This window comes from Paenibacillus sp. DMB20 (assembly GCF_000987955.1).
Taxonomy (GTDB): Bacteria; Bacillota; Bacilli; order Paenibacillales; family Paenibacillaceae; genus Paenibacillus_AQ.
This window is the reverse complement of record NZ_LAZU01000004.1, coordinates 21150-37701: the sequence shown is the minus strand read 5'-3', so window position 1 is coordinate 37701 and position 16552 is coordinate 21150. Positions and strand designations below refer to the sequence as shown.

Annotated in this window: 16 protein-coding genes and 1 pseudogene; 5 read left to right on the top strand and 12 right to left on the bottom strand. The window is 48.9% G+C overall.

What is annotated here, in order from left to right; genetic code table 11:
* Nucleotides 1-228: 228 nt before the first annotated feature.
* Nucleotides 229-801, bottom strand: coding sequence for a GNAT family N-acetyltransferase (locus XI25_RS01905; RefSeq protein ID WP_200901345.1), 573 nt, complete (start codon nt 799-801; stop codon nt 229-231).
* A gap of 25 nt (nt 802-826) precedes the next feature.
* On the bottom strand, nt 827-1420 hold the full coding sequence (locus XI25_RS01900; protein ID WP_046677117.1) for an AAA family ATPase: 594 nt from the start codon (nt 1418-1420) through the stop codon (nt 827-829).
* A 272-nt stretch (nt 1421-1692) separates the two neighbouring features.
* Here XI25_RS01900 and XI25_RS01895 point away from each other — a divergent pair, with 272 nt between their 5' ends.
* The 5 genes and pseudogenes from XI25_RS01895 to qoxD all read left to right on the top strand — a co-directional run bounded on the left by XI25_RS01895 (nt 1693) and on the right by qoxD (nt 6434).
* Entirely contained in the window at nt 1693-2028 is a 336-nt protein-coding gene (locus XI25_RS01895; protein WP_046677116.1) for a nitrous oxide-stimulated promoter family protein, read from the top strand.
* Nucleotides 2029-2601: 573 nt separating this feature from the next.
* Nucleotides 2602-3540 carry a cytochrome aa3 quinol oxidase subunit II gene (gene qoxA / locus XI25_RS01890; protein WP_046677115.1) on the top strand — a complete coding sequence of 313 codons (939 nt, stop codon included), beginning with the start codon at nt 2602-2604 and terminating at the stop codon, nt 3538-3540.
* 69 nt (nt 3541-3609) lie between these two features.
* Nucleotides 3610-5552: pseudogene (gene qoxB / locus XI25_RS01885) on the top strand (cytochrome aa3 quinol oxidase subunit I).
* Nucleotides 5549-6145 carry a cytochrome aa3 quinol oxidase subunit III gene (gene qoxC, locus XI25_RS01880; RefSeq protein ID WP_046677114.1) on the top strand — a complete coding sequence of 199 codons (597 nt, stop codon included), beginning with the start codon at nt 5549-5551 and terminating at the stop codon, nt 6143-6145. Before qoxB ends, qoxC begins: the two are co-directional and overlap by 4 nt.
* 1 nt (nt 6146) lies before the next feature.
* Complete coding sequence (gene qoxD / locus XI25_RS01875) at nt 6147-6434, top strand: cytochrome aa3 quinol oxidase subunit IV (RefSeq protein ID WP_046677113.1); 288 nt, start codon at nt 6147-6149, stop codon at nt 6432-6434.
* A 295-nt stretch (nt 6435-6729) separates the two neighbouring features.
* On the opposite strand, the gene XI25_RS01870 is transcribed toward qoxD, so the two are convergent.
* From XI25_RS01870 to XI25_RS01825, 10 genes are all read right to left on the bottom strand, one after another.
* Nucleotides 6730-6930: a hypothetical protein gene (locus XI25_RS01870; RefSeq protein WP_046677112.1), complete on the bottom strand. Its 201-nt coding sequence runs from the start codon at nt 6928-6930 to the stop codon at nt 6730-6732.
* The gene (locus XI25_RS01865) at nt 6927-8342 is read right to left on the bottom strand and encodes a sensor histidine kinase (RefSeq protein WP_046677111.1); all 1416 of its coding nucleotides are present in this window, start codon (nt 8340-8342) and stop codon (nt 6927-6929) included. Before XI25_RS01865 ends, XI25_RS01870 begins: the two co-directional genes overlap by 4 nt.
* The gene (locus tag XI25_RS01860; RefSeq protein WP_046677110.1) at nt 8339-9043 is read right to left on the bottom strand and encodes a response regulator transcription factor; all 705 of its coding nucleotides are present in this window, start codon (nt 9041-9043) and stop codon (nt 8339-8341) included. The genes XI25_RS01865 and XI25_RS01860 overlap by 4 nt, the downstream gene beginning before the upstream one ends.
* Nucleotides 9044-9202: 159 nt before the next feature.
* Nucleotides 9203-9523: a hypothetical protein gene (locus XI25_RS36040; RefSeq protein ID WP_046677109.1), complete on the bottom strand. Its 321-nt coding sequence runs from the start codon at nt 9521-9523 to the stop codon at nt 9203-9205.
* Nucleotides 9524-9622: 99 nt separating this feature from the next.
* Nucleotides 9623-10825, bottom strand: coding sequence for a cell wall-binding repeat-containing protein (locus XI25_RS01850; RefSeq protein ID WP_046677108.1), 1203 nt, complete (start codon nt 10823-10825; stop codon nt 9623-9625).
* A 114-nt stretch (nt 10826-10939) separates the two neighbouring features.
* Nucleotides 10940-12190: a DHH family phosphoesterase gene (locus tag XI25_RS01845; RefSeq protein WP_046677107.1), complete on the bottom strand. Its 1251-nt coding sequence runs from the start codon at nt 12188-12190 to the stop codon at nt 10940-10942.
* Nucleotides 12191-12370: 180 nt separating this feature from the next.
* Complete coding sequence (locus XI25_RS01840) at nt 12371-12712, bottom strand: antibiotic biosynthesis monooxygenase (protein WP_046677106.1); 342 nt, start codon at nt 12710-12712, stop codon at nt 12371-12373.
* A gap of 131 nt (nt 12713-12843) precedes the next feature.
* On the bottom strand, nt 12844-13248 hold the full coding sequence (locus XI25_RS01835; RefSeq protein WP_046677105.1) for a rhodanese-like domain-containing protein: 405 nt from the start codon (nt 13246-13248) through the stop codon (nt 12844-12846).
* 115 nt (nt 13249-13363) lie between these two features.
* Nucleotides 13364-14362: a biotin synthase BioB gene (bioB, locus tag XI25_RS01830; RefSeq protein ID WP_442950349.1), complete on the bottom strand. Its 999-nt coding sequence runs from the start codon at nt 14360-14362 to the stop codon at nt 13364-13366.
* A 166-nt stretch (nt 14363-14528) separates the two neighbouring features.
* Nucleotides 14529-16454, bottom strand: coding sequence for an LTA synthase family protein (locus XI25_RS01825; protein ID WP_046677103.1), 1926 nt, complete (start codon nt 16452-16454; stop codon nt 14529-14531).
* Between the last annotated feature and the right edge of the window lie 98 nt (nt 16455-16552).

Sequence of the window (16552 nt, the reverse complement as noted above, 5' to 3'; positions counted from 1 at the left end):
TGACGTTTAATCTTTCTTATCTCTTAACAAAAACGTCTATCGAAGTACTTTCTCAGAAGACAGACCGCATTTAACGGATGTTTTTCTTGCGAGGTAAGGATGGCAATCCTCTGGAGTTTATATTTACTTATCTCTAAAAAAAACTTCGATTTGAAAGGCCTCCCTTGAAAAGGAAGGTTTCAAATCGAAGTTTCATATCAAGCGCCGGCTACGTTGAACGCCGTTATTTTAAAACTCATCGCCGCGGACTTTGGCAAATACCATGGTATGGGTCAGGGCGCCATCCACGTCCCTTTGCCAATTGCGGTGAACGCCTTCAAGAGTGAAGCCTGCGCGTTTGGCTACGCTGGCACTGCGGCTGTTCCTGGAGTCGCAGCGGATTTCGATGCGGTTTGCTTCCAGGTACCGGATGGCAAAGGCGGTAATACCGTTAACCGCCTCGGTCATCAGACCGTTTCCGGAGCGGGAACTGCGGATCCAGTAACCGATCTCGAAACGCCGCGCTTCCCAGTCGATCCGATGCAGCCCGCTGCTTCCCACGAAGGCCCCGCCGTTCTTGTCAAACAGGTGCAGCACCATGTCGGTCCTCTCCATAAAATTCAATCTCGCTTTTCTTACGAATGATTCCGACTCCTCCAGCGAAGGAATGTTTCTTGCAAAAGGAAGCCACTTTCGCAGTTCCTCGGCACTTTCTCTAATAGCTTCATTAACCAGCTCTCCGTCGCTCCATTGGGGCGCACGGACCAATAACCTTTCGGTTTCGAACCTCTCGGGGAAATCCAAAAGAATAGGATGATTCAATCTTTTCACCTCGAATGCAAAATGATTAAAATAAACGAATTTGTCCAAGTTGGGTCCTGAGCCGATCCCATTTTTTTCTGATCTTTCCTCGGTGATCCGGCAGCAGGGAGACTTCCGCCATTTCGGCAATTTTCTCCACGACTTCATCGATGGACATCTGATCCGTGTCGATTCGGTGTTTAAAGACATCCTGGGACAATTCTTTCACGCACCGGTCTATCTGCTGCGCCGGCCAAGACTTTTCCCCGTCTCCCCGACTCTTCAGCCGCTTCAGCAAAACCTCTCGCGATGCAAAAAGCGTGAAATGCCGGACGTCTACCCCATCCTTGCGCAATCGCCCGATAATTTCATCGAAATATGCCGGGTTCGTAATAGTCATGGGCGCAATAATGATTCGGGTTGAGTTAGCATCGAGGTAGCGGAGCATGGCATAGTTGAATTCCCTCCACATCAGATAGTCCTGAAAGTCGCTTTTCTTCACTTCATCGGGCAAGTTTTTACGTATGTAATATCCTGCTTGCTCAGGATCGAGCACAAATGAATCCGGAATTCGCCGCTTTAGCTCATAGGCGGTCTGGCTTTTGCCGGCTCCGAATGCACCGTTTATCCATAAGATCAAAGCAATTCCCTCCTTCCCTCACAAAAAACGGCACAATATCATCTAATGGATATCTATGTCTAGTATAAATAGACAATTCATTCCTGTACAACCGTACAATATATTCTCTTGAACGTTTTTAAAATTCTTACCAGGATGCACTTGACGGACTTCTTGGGGAACGCATGAATTTTAATCCGTTTTTTGTTAACTCAATCACCTTCTTCCTTCGCGATTCTTACTATAATCCGAATGAAAGCCATGAAAATGAGAGTGAGCAAGGAGGATGTTGTATGGATGGACCGCGCATCGCGAGGGAAAAAAAGACTGTCGCTTACATGATCCGGCTTTATTGCGAAAGGCATCATGCGGACCTCGAACATAAGGAGGGGTTATGTGATTCATGCGCCGAACTGCATCAGTATGCGCATAAGCGGCTTAGTCATTGCCGGTTCGGCGAAACCAAAACGACTTGCGGCAAATGCCCCATTCATTGCTACAAGCCGGACAAGCGCGAACGGATCAAAGAGGTGATGCGGTATTCCGGCCCCCGCATGGTATATCGCCGCCCTGTATTAGCTTTTCAGCATCTGCTGGACGGTCTTAAGAAACCTCGATCGTCTCGGTGATTGATAACGCGCTTAGTCTACACTCTTCCCTTAACGATCCCTTATAAAAGCCGCGAGCCTTCTATATGAAAGGCTTGCGGCTTCTCTTTTGGACGGGCTTCCCGTCCCTGTTTCAAGGATTCCATTGCCCGCAAATTCTTTAAAAAGTCGGCAGATTGAAAAACTGCTGTACAGAGCGTTTGAAAGATTTATAGAATCTGTACAGAGTGGAGCATTACCATCCGCCCAAGCTTTTGCCTTGATTTCCTTCAATTGCATATGAGGCTCAAAGGCTTGCCCAGTAAGGATTTAACGAAAAATCGGAGCCTGAATTTGTGACGAATCTGGTAATTCTCGTGAATGTTTGAACAAAGTTTGAACTCGCCAAAACCCGCATGAATACTGTGATTTCCCTCATAGACGTAGGGTTCTGTAACAATTTGAACACACAATGTTAAAAACATTGCCATGTTTCAACCATTATTTGTAATTGATTCAAGTATATGCATTTTGCAATACCCAAAGATACTTCTTACTATAGGTTTAGGATTGAACAACGCTTAAAGAACGAAGTATTGAAGGAAGGGGTACATCATGAAAAAAAGAGGGCCGTTATTTGCATTGTTCCTTAGTTTAACCTTGCTATTATCGGGATGCAGTTCGATCACGGTATTAGATCCAAAAGGACCAGCTGCAAGAACCCTATCCGAAACCATCATACTTTCCATTATTATGATGCTCGGAGTTTTGGCTGTAGTTTACGCCTTATTTGTCTTTATGCTGGTAAAATACCGGGCCAAGAAATCCAATGAAGGTTATACACCGCCTCATGAAGAGGGCAGCAAATGGTTAGAGATAACTTGGATTACTATTCCTATTATTATTGTAGCCTTTCTGTCGGTAGTAACCGTGAAGACCACGGTTGCCGTTGAAAACGTTCCAGAGGGCTATAAGGACCAGAAACCTCTTGTTATCTACGCCTCATCCTCGGACTGGAAGTGGCACTTTAGTTATCCGGAGGAAGGCATCGAGACCGTTAACTATGTGAACATTCCGACAAATCGCCCGATCGAGTTCCGGAATTATTCCTTCGGGCCGATCACCAGCCTATGGATTCCTCAGCTGGCAGGACAAAAGTATGCCATGAGCGACATGATAACTAAACTCAATCTGGTTGCTGAAGTCCCTGGATCTTACATGGGCAAGAACTCGAACTTTAGCGGCGAAGGATTCGCGCACATGGAATTCGAAGCACTGGCAATGACTCCTGCCGAGTTTGATGAATGGGTGAAAGACGTTAAGGAGACTGCGCCCGAATTAACCGAAACCGAGTTCAAGAAGCTTCTTGAAACGGATCACGTCGGCAGAATGTCCTTCTCGAATAACCACCTGACTTTCAGCCCTCCACCTGAAGAGCATGGCCATCACGGAAATGCAGCTCATCAGGAGAACGAAACAGAGCATTCCGATCCGGACAGTGAACCTAGTGATAATCCGGACGAACATAGCTCAACAAACCATGAAGGGCATTAATGTTTCGGAGGATCTGTTCCTCCTTCAAACGAAATGCACTTCGGACATCCAGAAAGGAGTTAAGCCCTTATGAAATGGGACGAATTTTTCGTTACCGGTGAACCATTGATCTATGGCGCCATGGTGAGTATCGTACTCGTCTCGCTCGCAATTATCGTAGGTCTGACCTACTTCAAAAAATGGGGATATTTGTGGCGGGAATGGCTAACTACAGTAGATCATAAGAAAATAGGTGTAATGTATATCATATCTGCATTACTTATGCTGTTCCGCGGCGGTGCTGAAGCACTTTTGATGCGTGCTCAAACCTCCATGCCTGATATGAAAATTTTGGACGCACAGCACTACAACGAAATATTTACGACACATGGCCTTATCATGATTCTCTTTATGGCCATGCCATTCATCTTTGGTCTGATGAACATCATCATCCCGCTGCAGATTGGCGCACGTGACGTTGCTTTTCCGCGTCTGAACGCAATCAGCTTCTGGTTGTTCTTCGCAGGAGCCATGCTCCTTAATCTCGCCTTCGTTATCGGAGGATCGCCTGACGCAGGTTGGACCGCATATTTCCCTCTGGCCAGCAATGAATTCAGCCCGGGCGTAGGTATGAACTATTACTCCCTCGCCCTTCAAATATCAGGGATCGGGACACTGCTTACCGGTATAAACTTTATTGTTACCATTCTTAAAATGCGCGCACCAGGCATGACTCTGATGAAAATGCCGATGTTTACCTGGTCCATTCTCATTACTTGTGTCATCATTATCTTTGCATTCCCGGTATTGACGATTGCATTGCTTCTGATGATGTTTGACCGACTTTTCGGTTCCCAGTTTTTCACGATGGCGAACGGCGGCATGGATATGCTGTGGGCCAACCTGTTCTGGGTATGGGGACACCCTGAAGTATACATTGTTATTCTGCCTGCTTTCGGTATTTACAGTGAGATTATTTCGGCTTTCTCGAAAAAAAATCTTTATGGATATACATCGATGGTTATCAGTATGGCCGTGATTTCCGGTTTGTCTTTCCTTGTCTGGGCTCACCATTTCTACACCATGGGCCAAGGCGCTATGGTCAACGGTTTCTTCTCCATTACTACGATGCTATTGCCGTTCCGACCGGAGTCAAGATATTCAACTGGCTGTTCACGATGCGTAAGGGCCGAATAACCTTTACGACGCCGATGCTTTATTCACTGGCCTTTATTCCGGTCTTTACGATCGGCGGCGTGACAGGCGTCATGCTGGCGATGGCCAGCGCGGACTATCAGTATCACAACACGATGTTCCTGGTGGCGCATTTCCACTACACGCTCATCCCAGGTGCCGTGTTCGCCGTACTCGCCGGTTTCCATTACTGGTTCCCTAAAGTGTTCGGCTTCCGCCTGAACGAGCGACTTGGCAAAGCCTCCTTTTGGTTCATCGCCATTTCGTTTAACGTAACGTTCTTCCCGCTGTTCTTCCTGGGATTGAAAGGGATGACGCGCCGGATGTACACCTATTCGGCTGAGACCGGATTCGGGCCACTCAGCATGATCTCGATGGTCGGCGCAATCGGCTTGGCGATTGGTTTCGTTCTTCTGTGCTACAACATCTACTGGAGTACGCGTTACCAACCTCGGGACAAAACCGGAGATCCATGGGACGCTCGTTCGTTGGAATGGTCTACGCCTAGTCCTGTGCCAGTATATAACTTTGCTGTAACGCCAAAAGTTACGGAACGCGACGCCTTCTGGTTCTCCAAACTGAATAAAAAGCCGCTTTCGGACGAAAAGATACAGAAGATTCACATGCCGAGCAATTCCGGCAAACCGTTTATTCTCGGCGTCGCCTTCTTCTTCCTGGGCTTTTTCCTGGTATTCAGTTGGTGGACTCCGGCCATTATCTCCGGCATTGGAGTATTGATCATTATGGCAACCATGTCCTCCGACCGCGATGACGGTTATTACATCCCGGCTGAAGAGGTTGTTCAAACAGAAAAGAAACTGCGGGGTGAAACGGTATGAAAATAGATGCCACTCAGCCGCTTGAATACGGGACAGAGGAGAACAGCAACAAGATTTTTGGCTTTTGGCTTTTCCTTGGAGCTGAAATTGCACTCTTCGCAACCCTGTTTACGGTTTACTTCGTTTTGGTTGACCGCTTTGCGACCGGTCCGAGCGGTGCGGAAATATTCGAAATCGGACCCGTTCTGATCGAAACCTTTTTGCTGCTGACGTCAAGCTTTACGATTGGTCTTGCCGTTCACAGCATGCGTCTTGGACTGAAAAAGCAGACGATGATCTTTATGGTCATCACCCTGCTCCTCGGCGCAGGATTCCTTGCCGTGGAGATCATGGAGTTCTTCACTTACGTTCATGAAGGGGCTACCCTTTCAACCAGCGCGTTCCTGTCCAGCTTGTTTACGTTGCTGGGAACGCACGGAGCCCACGTGACCTTCGGTCTTCTCTGGGGCACAGGCATTCTTTTGCAGATTAAGAAATACGGCCTGGACCACAGAACGGCCAACAAGTCCTTTATCTTCTCGCTGTATTGGCATTTCCTGGACGTGGTCTGGATCTTTATTTTCAGCTTTGTTTACCTGAAAGGACTGATGTGACATGATGAAACAGCTGTTTCCGATTAAGCACGTAGTTGGTTATGTTTCCTCCCTCGTCCTTTCCGCCATTGCGCTGGTCGTGCTCATGGATTTGCCGGCTGCGGCTGAAATGGGAATACTGCTGGTAACGGCAATACTGCAGGCTTCCCTCCAGCTCGTCCTGTTTATGCACATCGGCGAATCGGGCGATAAAAAATCGCTGTATATCAATATCGCATATGCCCTGTTCGTGGCGCTCGTTACGATATTCGGCACGCTGTTCATCTTCGTATGGGGCTGGTATTCCTAACTAAAAGCCCTGTAGACGAAAACGGCATAGAAACAGCCTTCCTTGGTTTCCAAGGAAGGCTGTTTTGTTTAAGAGATAAGAAAATATAAACTTCAGAGGTTTGCCATCTTATCTCGCAAGAAAAACTTCCGCTAAACGCGGTCTGTCTTCTGAGGAAGTGCTTCGATAGACGTTTTTCTTTAGATATCAGAAAGCATAAACTTCAAAGCATGGGCCTTCCTGATATCGCAAGAAAAACTTCCGCTAAATGCGGTCTGTCTTCTGAGGAAGTGCTTCGATAGACGTTTTTCTTATTCTATCGCTTCCGCTTCCGCACATTCCAAACATAAGCTGCTCCCCCAGCGAGAAGGATTAAACCAAACAGCAGGAAAATTCTGATCAGGAACGTCCCGATCGGTATGAGAAATTTGCCCGGATCGGAGGAAGCCGAGAAGACCAGACATGTTATTCCCAATAACATAAGGGCAATCGCGGGAAACCACATCAGCTTTCTCATGCCTTCTCCTCCTCTCCTGCCGGTACAGGAAAGCAAATATCGAATCTCGTGCCGACACCCGGTTTGCTGCTCACATTCAGCGTTCCATCCTGGAGCTCAACGAGCTTCTTGGCAATGGCGAGCCCAAGACCGGTGCCTCCATGCTGCCGGGAACGCGATTTTTCCACCCGGTAAAAGCGGTCGAATATTAACGGCAGTTCATCTTCCGGAATGCCGGCGCCGCTGTCTTCAACGGCTACGCATACATTAGAGCTGTCCGCTCGGACAATTAAGGCCACCTCTCCATGCTCGGTATATCGGACGGCGTTATCCAGCATATTCAATAAAATTTGTTCCATTCGGAGTCCGTCGCCGCGGATCAATGGAACTTCGCCTTCCAGCACCGTACGCATGACCAGACCTTTTTCCTTCACCTTCCACTCCATTTTGCGGGCCGCACTGCCGGCGATTTCCTTAAGATCGATCCATTCCATGGTAAGGCTGATTCTGCCCTCCTCCATCTTGGACAACTCAAACAGATCATTTACCAGCCTCTGAAGCCGAACCGCTTCCTCCTGAATGATTTCAAGATACTTCTCTTTCTCTTCATCGGAAGCATACAGCTGCTCTCTGACTACCCTTGCATATCCCTCCAGGTACGTGATCGGCGTCCGGAGCTCGTGTGAAATATTCGCAAAAAACTCCTGTCTCGTATCCCGATACCGCTGGAGGTCCCGGGCTAGGTCATTGATGGCCCCTGCCAGAGAACCCACTTCATCCTTGCTCGAGATGTTTAGCCTGGTTTCGAGATCGCCGGCCGCGATCTTGCGCGTAGCCCGCTGCATCTGAAGCAGTGGACGGGACAATACCTGTGCTGCAATCCATACCACGCCCATGGCCAGCAAAAAAGCTCCCAAACCCGAGATGATCAGCAGTTGCCGTATGCGCGAAATAGATTCATCCATATGCGCCGTGGATGCCAATACATATAGAGCCTTGTCGGCAGCTCCGCCATTCTCGTCCGACGGCACACCCATAACGGATACGAGGTATCGTTTACCATACGGATCGGTATGCGTAAAGTTTAAAGCGTGACCGGAAAATACCTTGCTCACGTCGGATTTCCGGATAAACGCACGATCCATGGGATCATGATCTCCCGAATGGGCGGCAACCTCCCCGTTTCTGTTCACAAAAAACATGCTGACATCCGAGAAGTCGGCAAAAGCATCCAGCGAATGATCGGTCGCCGTTTCCGGGGAAGACGCCATGGTCACGAAATGAGCCGTCATTTCATTCACGCTATTCTCCATATCGGAATGATGAAAATTAGTAAATATCCGGTCAATGGCGGCGCCAAGAAACACGAGGACCAAAAGAAACAGGGAGATCATCCACAATCCCAGCTTTAACCCGATCCGGTTTTGTATCATGCCGTCTCACCGGGAGAGTGAAATTTGTATCCGATCCCCCATACCGTCTGGATGGGGTTATAGCTTAATCCGGCGCGTTGCGCCTTCTCGCGAATGTTTTTCACGTGGGTATCCACCACTCTTGTCTCCACATGAACATCAATGCCCCACAATCGCTCAACCAATTCTTCCCTGGAAAATGCGCGGTGGCAGTTTTGGGCCAGGGTAAGCAGAAGATCAAACTCCTTTTGGGTAAAATCGACCGAGTGGTCCTGTATCATCACTTGTCTTCCTTCGGGATGGATGGACAATTCCGGATAGTGCAGCTTTACCTCCGGACGGACGGCGGCTCGAGCCAGCGTATAACGGCGGATCAAGGAATAAATACGGGCAATGAGTTCCTCGACCTCAAACGGTTTCGTGAGATAATCATCCGCGCCGATGCCGAGACCATGGACCTTGTCCTTCGTCTCAGACCTTGCCGTGAGCATCAGAACGGGAAGCTGACTGTATTCCCGTATCTTTTTGCACACCTGCCAGCCGTCCATGTCAGGCATCATCACATCCAATAAAACCAGGTCGAACGAATGCTGTTTTACAAGGGATAAAGCTTCATGCCCGGTCGAGGCCTCTTTCACCTCAAATCCTTCCTTCATCAGGTAGATTCGAAGCAAGTTCCGCATATTCCATTCATCGTCTACGATCAATACTTTTATTTTCATTAAAGGTCCCACCTGCTTCTTGTGACGTTCCTGACCTTATTATAAGTTAAAAATATGTTGAAATCATGAAGAGGCACTATGTATACGAAAAAGCCCGTATTCAGAGATACGGGCGTATTTCCATAAAATGTAGTTTTTGATTTCAGGTGGCTCAGCTTGTTAGAAATCCTGCAAGTCCTGATCGGGACCGGCTTGTCCGTTCCCCATCATCGAGCCTCCCTGGTATCCGCGCATCATTGGGCCGTTTCCTTGCATCCCGCTGCTGCGGTTTTGGGTCCAATCTTGCATCATGCCTCCATTGTTGCCGTGGCAGCTCTGGTACATGTCGTTCAACTGCCGCTCCGTGGCCTGAGGATGCATCTGCTTCATAAACGGAAGCATGTCTTCAAATGGAACGGAGTTTGCCTCTGCATAGACTGCCGTACCGATTCCAAACGTTAGGACAACAGCTCCCAGACCGAGGAATAATTTGTTCTTCACGATGATTTCTCCTCCCCTTATTTTTGTCTTCAGGATATCGAAAAATCATGTGTTTTTGATGTGAAGTCTGTGAACTGGCTGTGAAGCGACTGTGACAAATTAATGACCGCTGTGGGCATCGCCGCCCGAAGCCGGAACAATTTCTAACATATCATCGATCTCGCTCTGTCCCTTGGCGGAAATGGCAGCCTCATCCCCGGTAATCCAGGCATGGTTGTACGGCCCTTCCGTCGGTGTTGTTTCAAATTTAGGCTGAATCGACATCACAAACTTCATAACCGACTCCGGCATCGCGTCCTTGTTCGTAAAGAGAAGCGGGGCATGCTTGCCTAAATGAGAAAAAGGAGCCGCTGCAATGGTCAGCATCGTGCTATCCCCCGGCAGGAATGAGAAATTATGACCTGGAGAATCGATTCCCCAGCCAAAACCGGTTGCCGGATCTTTGAATTTGGCAAAGTTGACAGCATTTTCATACGGATCGCTGCCGGATATCCGCGTAACTTTGCCGTAGGCTTTCAAGTCTTCTTCCACCTGCTTGGATACGGCGGATTCCGGACCGATCACATAGATGCTTGCTTTGCCGTTGCGTGTTGCGAGCGCTTGTACCGTTTCATCCGGAATTTCGTCTTTTTTCACATACAAAAGAGGTTCCGGCATATGGGCAATCCAGTTTACCGCCGGCAGCGTATATTCGGGACTGTCCATGGAGCCGACAATGACCGACTCCGGCGTGCTTCCGGATACCTTGGCGTAATAAGAATCGATGGCCTGTGCTACGGCTGCCGGCCGATCCCCTTCAATGCGGTCCGTTTTATAGCCAAGCTCCTTCAGCTGTTCGTGTACCTTGTCCGCCACTTTGCCGACCACGATGACCTGAATGCCTTCATTACTCTCGGAACCTTTAGGTTTAAGGCGCTTCAGCTCGGTTAGGGTGCTCTCCGGCACACCCTCTTTATTGACAAAAAGGATCGGCCCGTTGCTGGGATGATGAATCAAATCGGCGCTGGCCGCCGCAACCTGCCAATTCTCCGAATCGACAAGCACAACGCTTCCCGGCCTGTTGTTGTCTCCCGTGGCGGTCCATAGCGATTTGGAAGCCGTTGCGGCTGCCTGAACCGGATCGGAGGTGTTGATCCTTGTCGTATTTTTAGTGCCGATCCAAGGTGTTGTAATCTCGGTTTGGGATAGGTCTGCGCTTCCTGCGGAAGGCTCGGAAGGCACGGTATTGCCGGTATTTTGGCAGCCTGCCAATAGAGCGGCCGTAAGAACGGCTGCCGAACCGGCGGTAAACATTTTTTTCATGATTGATCCCTCCACAAAATGTATTCCCTTGTTTAACGTTGGGCTTTTATCAACTTACCCGACATTTATGTGGAAACCGTGTGGGAAGTGTGGAATTTTTGCAAGGATTAAATTTTAAATATCCTCCAATGTCTTTTCATCGTCATCATCGGGAAGCAGCTGGATATCGCCCGCCCTACTGCGCAGCATATGTTCCGTCAGCATGCTTACGTAAGCCTCATCCCTAGCCAGCCAAGCTCCGTAGTTGCGTTTGATGTGCCGCTCCGCCCCCTCAAAGTCCGAAAAATGAAACAGAAGCGGTTCTCCGTTCCATTCCACGAGCCACTCCCCTGTTGGTGACATGTACACAAAGATTTGGTCGTCTCCCCAGCTTTCGTACAGGACCCCGCTTTTGGCTCCTTTGATGTTGAACTGGTTTCGGGTGGCATCCATTCGCAGCGGTTCCAATTCAAACGGTTCGGCTGCAAACAATCGGTACACTTCCTCGCCTATCGTGCAGCCCGATGCTTTGGCATGTCCGCCTCCGCCGTAACGCATCGCAACGGCTGACACATCGATGTGATCGTGAATGGTCCTCAGGCTCATTTTGCGGCCGCCCATGTTAAGGATGGCAATGTAATCCAGATGAGGATTGCTTGTTCCCAGCTCGCTGGCCAGCTCGGAATGATAAGATTCCGCATATACGATGCCGACACATTCGTCACCGATGAAGGTCTGAACCATCTCCCTTCTTTTCCGGCGGATGTAACGCTCGATTTTGTCTTCTTCCATATCAAGAATCTTTTCTTCGAACTCATCGAATGAGAATTCGTGCCGGGTTCGTAGGCGGTCGACCATCTTAGCTTCAAATTCATCGAGGGACACCATGTAAAATAGGTCGTTCAACCGCTTGGCTTCGATTTTGTTCTCGGTTTCCCATTCCCAGGTGTCATACAGGCGCACCATCTCCACAAATTGATTCAGGGCTTCCGTGGGTTCAACCAGACCGTTTGCAATCAAATACCCGTACAGCAAAGACGTTGCCGAGGCCAGCCTTCCGTCCGCATGGTGAACATCCACCTGGGCCCAGCTGTAGTCGTTAAAATGCAGCGCGCTTTTATGATGATCGATCAGCCGGACTTGTCCGCCTTCCCGAACATGCTGATCCAGCCGCTCTTCCATCTCGGGGCTTACCGTCAAATCCGTTATAAACAGCATATCGTCAGGATTTCCCTGCAGTGGAACCCGGCTTAAATACCGTTGAACCTGGAAATTCAGGCCGCTGATGGAGTTATATCGAACATCTACCTGATCACCGAAGGCATATTTCGCGACAATACCGCAGCCCACACCGTCAAGGTCATTATGGCTGTATAAATGATACACTTGGGAAACCACTCCTTATCATGTCATAGTTGGATCAGCACCGAATATAACGTTCCCTCATTTTTTCCATTTTAACCAATTGAAGACCGACTTTACGATTTCCAAGCACAAAAAAAGAACGGCTCACACCGCTCTTTAAAAAGAATAGAACATAACAAATCATGATATGATGGCAAGCCCTTATTCAGTTACTTCGACGGCTCTCGGGCCCTTTACCGCCTTCACTTCGTACATGCCGTGAGAAGAATCCAGGACATGCTCCGGTTTAGGCTTGCCGCGGCTCTCCCGATGTCCCTGGATATGCGCTTCGCTGGTTTCCCAGCGCTTCCAAGCTTCTTTGGACTCCCAGCGGATCATAACGACGACTTCTTCCGTCTCGTCGCCCTTGCGTCCGTTCTTGACCAGAACGCTAAGATCGATAAAACCTTCGATCTGCTCAATCGGTCCCGGCTGACTGAAGCGATCCACAACCAGCTGCGAAGTGCCGGCTTTAACGGTAATCGTTTTCGTTTCAATTAACATATCTTCCACTCCCTGTAATATGTATTAATGTTTATTCTAAATGATAAAGATTATCATTGTCAAATATGCCCTGTAAGAAAAATAAGCCCGGCAGCATCGCCAGCTGTCGGGCTCTCTCCCCTTCCGCCGTGTCACCGGCTGGACGGGCAGCACCGGCATTCTTCCGTCAAGTATGACAACGAGGTAAAACCGGCCTTTTTTAATTTTCGGGCTGCCAAGTATCCTTCGGATTTTTTGGGAGCCAAAATAATGACTTCATCCTCGGGGCTTAACGACTGCTCCCACACGAAAGGAAGGCGGCCGAGCGAAATGTTGACCGATTCCTTCAAGTGGCAGTGATCCGCTTCGTATTCCGATACGTCTCGAACATCCAGCAGCTTTAGGTTCCGGCTGTGCTTTTTGGCCTGCTCCAAATCGCTGCATTTCACCAGCTTTAGCCCGTGAATCGGCACCAAACGGCGGTATGTATAAATCAGGATTGCGCCAGCCAAAAAATAAACGAAAAACAAACGGTATCCCTCCCCCAAGGTAAACATGTATTTTCATCCTCCGATGGTATATTGTAACACAACGCATCGTCATTTGGCAGATGACTTTTATTTACCCCAGTGGGTATTATATTAAGCTGTACCGAATATGAAGTCAAGAGTTTCAAAGCGCGCATTCTTCAATTTCAAAGCCAAGATCCTCAATCATTTTCCAATCCGAAAGCTGATCCTGCCCGGCCGTCGTCAAGTAATCCCCGACAAATATGGAATTGGCCGCATACAGTCCCATCGCCTGCAAGGAACGCAGATTGACCTCACGGCCTCCCGAGATGCGGATTTCTTTCGCCGGATTGACAAAACGCATCATGGCAAGCAGCTTGAGGCATTTTATCGGGGTGAGTTCCCTTCTTCTCTCCAAGGGAGTCCCGTCAATCGGATTCAGGAAGTTGCAGGGGATGGAGTCGGCTCCCAGCTGTCTTAACGCCATCGCGATCTCAACGGATTCCTCCGCGGTTTCTCCCATGCCGAATATGGCGCCGGAACACGGGGATATCCCGGCCGCGATAACCTGCTCCACCGTATCGATACGGTCTTCATATGTATGGGTTGAAGTGATGCGGCCATAATTGTCCTTGGAGGTATTCAGGTTGTGGTTATACCGGTGAACTCCGGCAGCGGCCAGTTTTTGGGCATGGCTTTCCTTTAAAAAGCCGAGACAACAGCATACCTTGAGGTTGGTGGTAGCCCTGATCTCCCTTACCGCTTCGGCTACATGGTCGATTTCTCGGTCCGTCGGCCTGCGGCCGGAGGCCACGATACAGTAGGTGCCCGCCTTCCTCCGCATCGATTCCCGTGCTCCCTCCAGTATTTTTTCCTTTGTCAGCCACGCATACTTGTCAATCGGCGCTTCGGAAACAATGGATTGGGAACAATAACCGCAGTCTTCGGGACAAAGCCCGGATTTCGCATTCAAAATCATGTTCAGCTTCACTTTTTTGCCAAAATGCCGCTGCCGGATTAAAAACGCTGCCTGCATCAGCACGAGCAGCTCCTCATCCGGGCTTTGAAGAACCGCAAGGGCTTCCGCTGCCGTAACCGCATGCCCTTGGATAACGCGTTCCGCAAGACCTAACCAATCATTTGTTTGTTGTGCAATCATCAATGATCTCCTTATTATGAATGGAATATGATATATGTAAACCCAAAATACATATTATCAGGTTAACATATATCGCACAACAAATAATTAGCATCATAAGCTCACTGACCGTCACAGGCAAAACCAAAGGCCGTCCGGAGTCATATCCGGCGGCCTTTGGTTTTGTTGCTTATGGCGCTCTTTTGGGAAGCAGCTTGACGTACTCGTCAGACAATTTCATCAGCTTGAGTATATAGTCATAGTCGTCCCGGTAGCGCGAAATATCGGTTACCGGTTCCAACGTTTTGAGCGAAACGGCTGTGCCGTCATCAAAACCGTCCCCCGGCACGAACATCACTTCGTTATTAAAGAAGGAACCGGTTGGCAGGTAATATCTCATCCCGACCACGTTTCTGTCGATGTTCAGAAGATCGTTCCCGAATGCCGTGAAATTTTCTTCTTTTAAAGAAACGCCCATAATATTGGCCACCGTCGGCAGGATATCCAGCTGACCGCCCGTCTGTTCTACCGTTAAACCCTTTTCCATGCCGGGAATTCTAACGAGTAGCGGAATGTTGAAGCGGCTTACCTGATCATGGTAAGGAACTCCCAGCGTGGACGTAATCAGCGAAGCATCCGTATCATTCGGATTGATTCCGAAATGATCGCCATACACCACCAGCACCGTGTCGTCCCAAAGCCCGTTTTGCTTTAAGGATTCAATCAGCCGGCCAAGGGCGTAATCGGAGTAGTTGACGGAATTCAGATAGTTGCCGAGCTGCGTGCCTTTCAGGCCTTCCGGAATTTTAATCTTGGAAAAGCTGTCCGGAACCGAGAACGGCGAATGGCTGGAAACGGAAACGAATTGGCCATAGAACAGCTTGTTCTCCCGATGCAGGTTCATGAACTTTTCCAAACCTACCCTGTACATCTCCTCGTCCGAGGCACCGAATTCATTGAAGTGGTCGTTGGTATAACTCGGCTTGTCGTAATAATGATCAAACCCCAGGGCAGGATACATTTTGCTTCGGTCCCAGAAGGATACATCATTCACATGGAAGGTATTGGACACATATCCTTCGCCGCCAAGCAGTTTCGGCAAACTCGGAAGCTCCCTATTGCCGAATCCGGTAGACATGGCTACGGATCCAAGGGGATATATGGACGTATTCGACATAAACTCGGCATCGGAAGTATTGCCTTGTCCAATCTGCTGGTACACATATGGAAAGTACAGCCCCTCTTCCGCCAAACTGTTCATCACGGGGGTCAGGACCTGGCCGTCAAGGGATTGATGGATTGGGAAGTTCTGCAAGGATTCCATTTGAACGACAATCAGGTTTTTCCCGCGGCCCGAAGCGAAATACTCCGGCTTATCCTTAGCATTTTTACCGTCACGGTAAGGATAGCTTTCTTTCAGCTCCTCGACCTTCCGGGTGGTATCCTGCAGGTTCCCCGCGGCCAAAGCCCGGTTCTCCTGGCTGTTCTTTAGGACGGCGGCTACCTGATAATTCACAAAGCCCATGTGCTCCGCCCGAACAAGTTCATTTTCGATTCCCCAATCCTTTCGGATGATCCATCCCGATAAAACAAACCCAAGGATCAGCACGGCTGCCATACCGAGCTTCCATCCCGGTTTTCTTTCTCTTGACCCGGAGTAGCCGTAGGATTTCATACGGAAGCCGTAATCGGTTCTCTTGCGGCTCCGCACCCGGTTGACGATCCACATTACGGCCATGACGACGACATCGGCAAAGAAAACAAAATGCAAGGGTTCAATCAGCGTCGAAATACTGCCTCGAACCTGATGGACTTGTCCAAGGCCGGAAAGCGCCGTGTACGTAGGAATGGAACCGAAATAAACATGATAAATCGCGGAGGCGAACAAAATAACCGAAACGATGAGGTTAAATACCCAGTATACGACCGGTTTCCTCCTTGTCGGAACGATCAGCTCCAAAAAACTCATCAGCGCGAGCAGGGAAACCGCATCGGCCAGAAGCCGGCCCCATAGCACTTCATCGAATATAAACAGTCTCAAAAGCATCATTTTCAGCAGGAGAAGAACAAACACGCCGCTGAACCATGCCAGTCTGTTACTCTGTATTCTATCCATGTTTTTTCTATCCCTCTTTTGAATGAATTTATAACAATCGTTCCCTATTATAACAGGTATGTAAACGGCGGGTAAACCAAAGGTAAAAATACGAGTAA

Excerpts from the sequence above, each read along its gene's own strand:
- XI25_RS01840 (WP_046677106.1), bottom strand. The coding sequence starts at position 12,712 with ATGTTAATTGAAACGAAAACGATTACCGTTAAAGCCGGCACTTCGCAG.
- XI25_RS01895 (WP_046677116.1), top strand. The coding sequence starts at position 1,693 with ATGGATGGACCGCGCATCGCGAGGGAAAAAAAGACTGTCGCTTACATG.
- qoxA (WP_046677115.1), top strand. The coding sequence starts at position 2,602 with ATGAAAAAAAGAGGGCCGTTATTTGCATTGTTCCTTAGTTTAACCTTG.
- XI25_RS01835 (WP_046677105.1), bottom strand. The coding sequence starts at position 13,248 with ATGTTTACCTTGGGGGAGGGATACCGTTTGTTTTTCGTTTATTTTTTG.
- qoxD (WP_046677113.1), top strand. The coding sequence starts at position 6,147 with ATGATGAAACAGCTGTTTCCGATTAAGCACGTAGTTGGTTATGTTTCC.
- XI25_RS01860 (WP_046677110.1), bottom strand. The coding sequence starts at position 9,043 with ATGAAAATAAAAGTATTGATCGTAGACGATGAATGGAATATGCGGAAC.
- qoxC (WP_046677114.1), top strand. The coding sequence starts at position 5,549 with ATGAAAATAGATGCCACTCAGCCGCTTGAATACGGGACAGAGGAGAAC.
- XI25_RS01865 (WP_046677111.1), bottom strand. The coding sequence starts at position 8,342 with ATGATACAAAACCGGATCGGGTTAAAGCTGGGATTGTGGATGATCTCC.
- XI25_RS01850 (WP_046677108.1), bottom strand. The coding sequence starts at position 10,825 with ATGAAAAAAATGTTTACCGCCGGTTCGGCAGCCGTTCTTACGGCCGCT.
- XI25_RS01870 (WP_046677112.1), bottom strand. The coding sequence starts at position 6,930 with ATGAGAAAGCTGATGTGGTTTCCCGCGATTGCCCTTATGTTATTGGGA.
- XI25_RS01825 (WP_046677103.1), bottom strand. The coding sequence starts at position 16,454 with ATGGATAGAATACAGAGTAACAGACTGGCATGGTTCAGCGGCGTGTTT.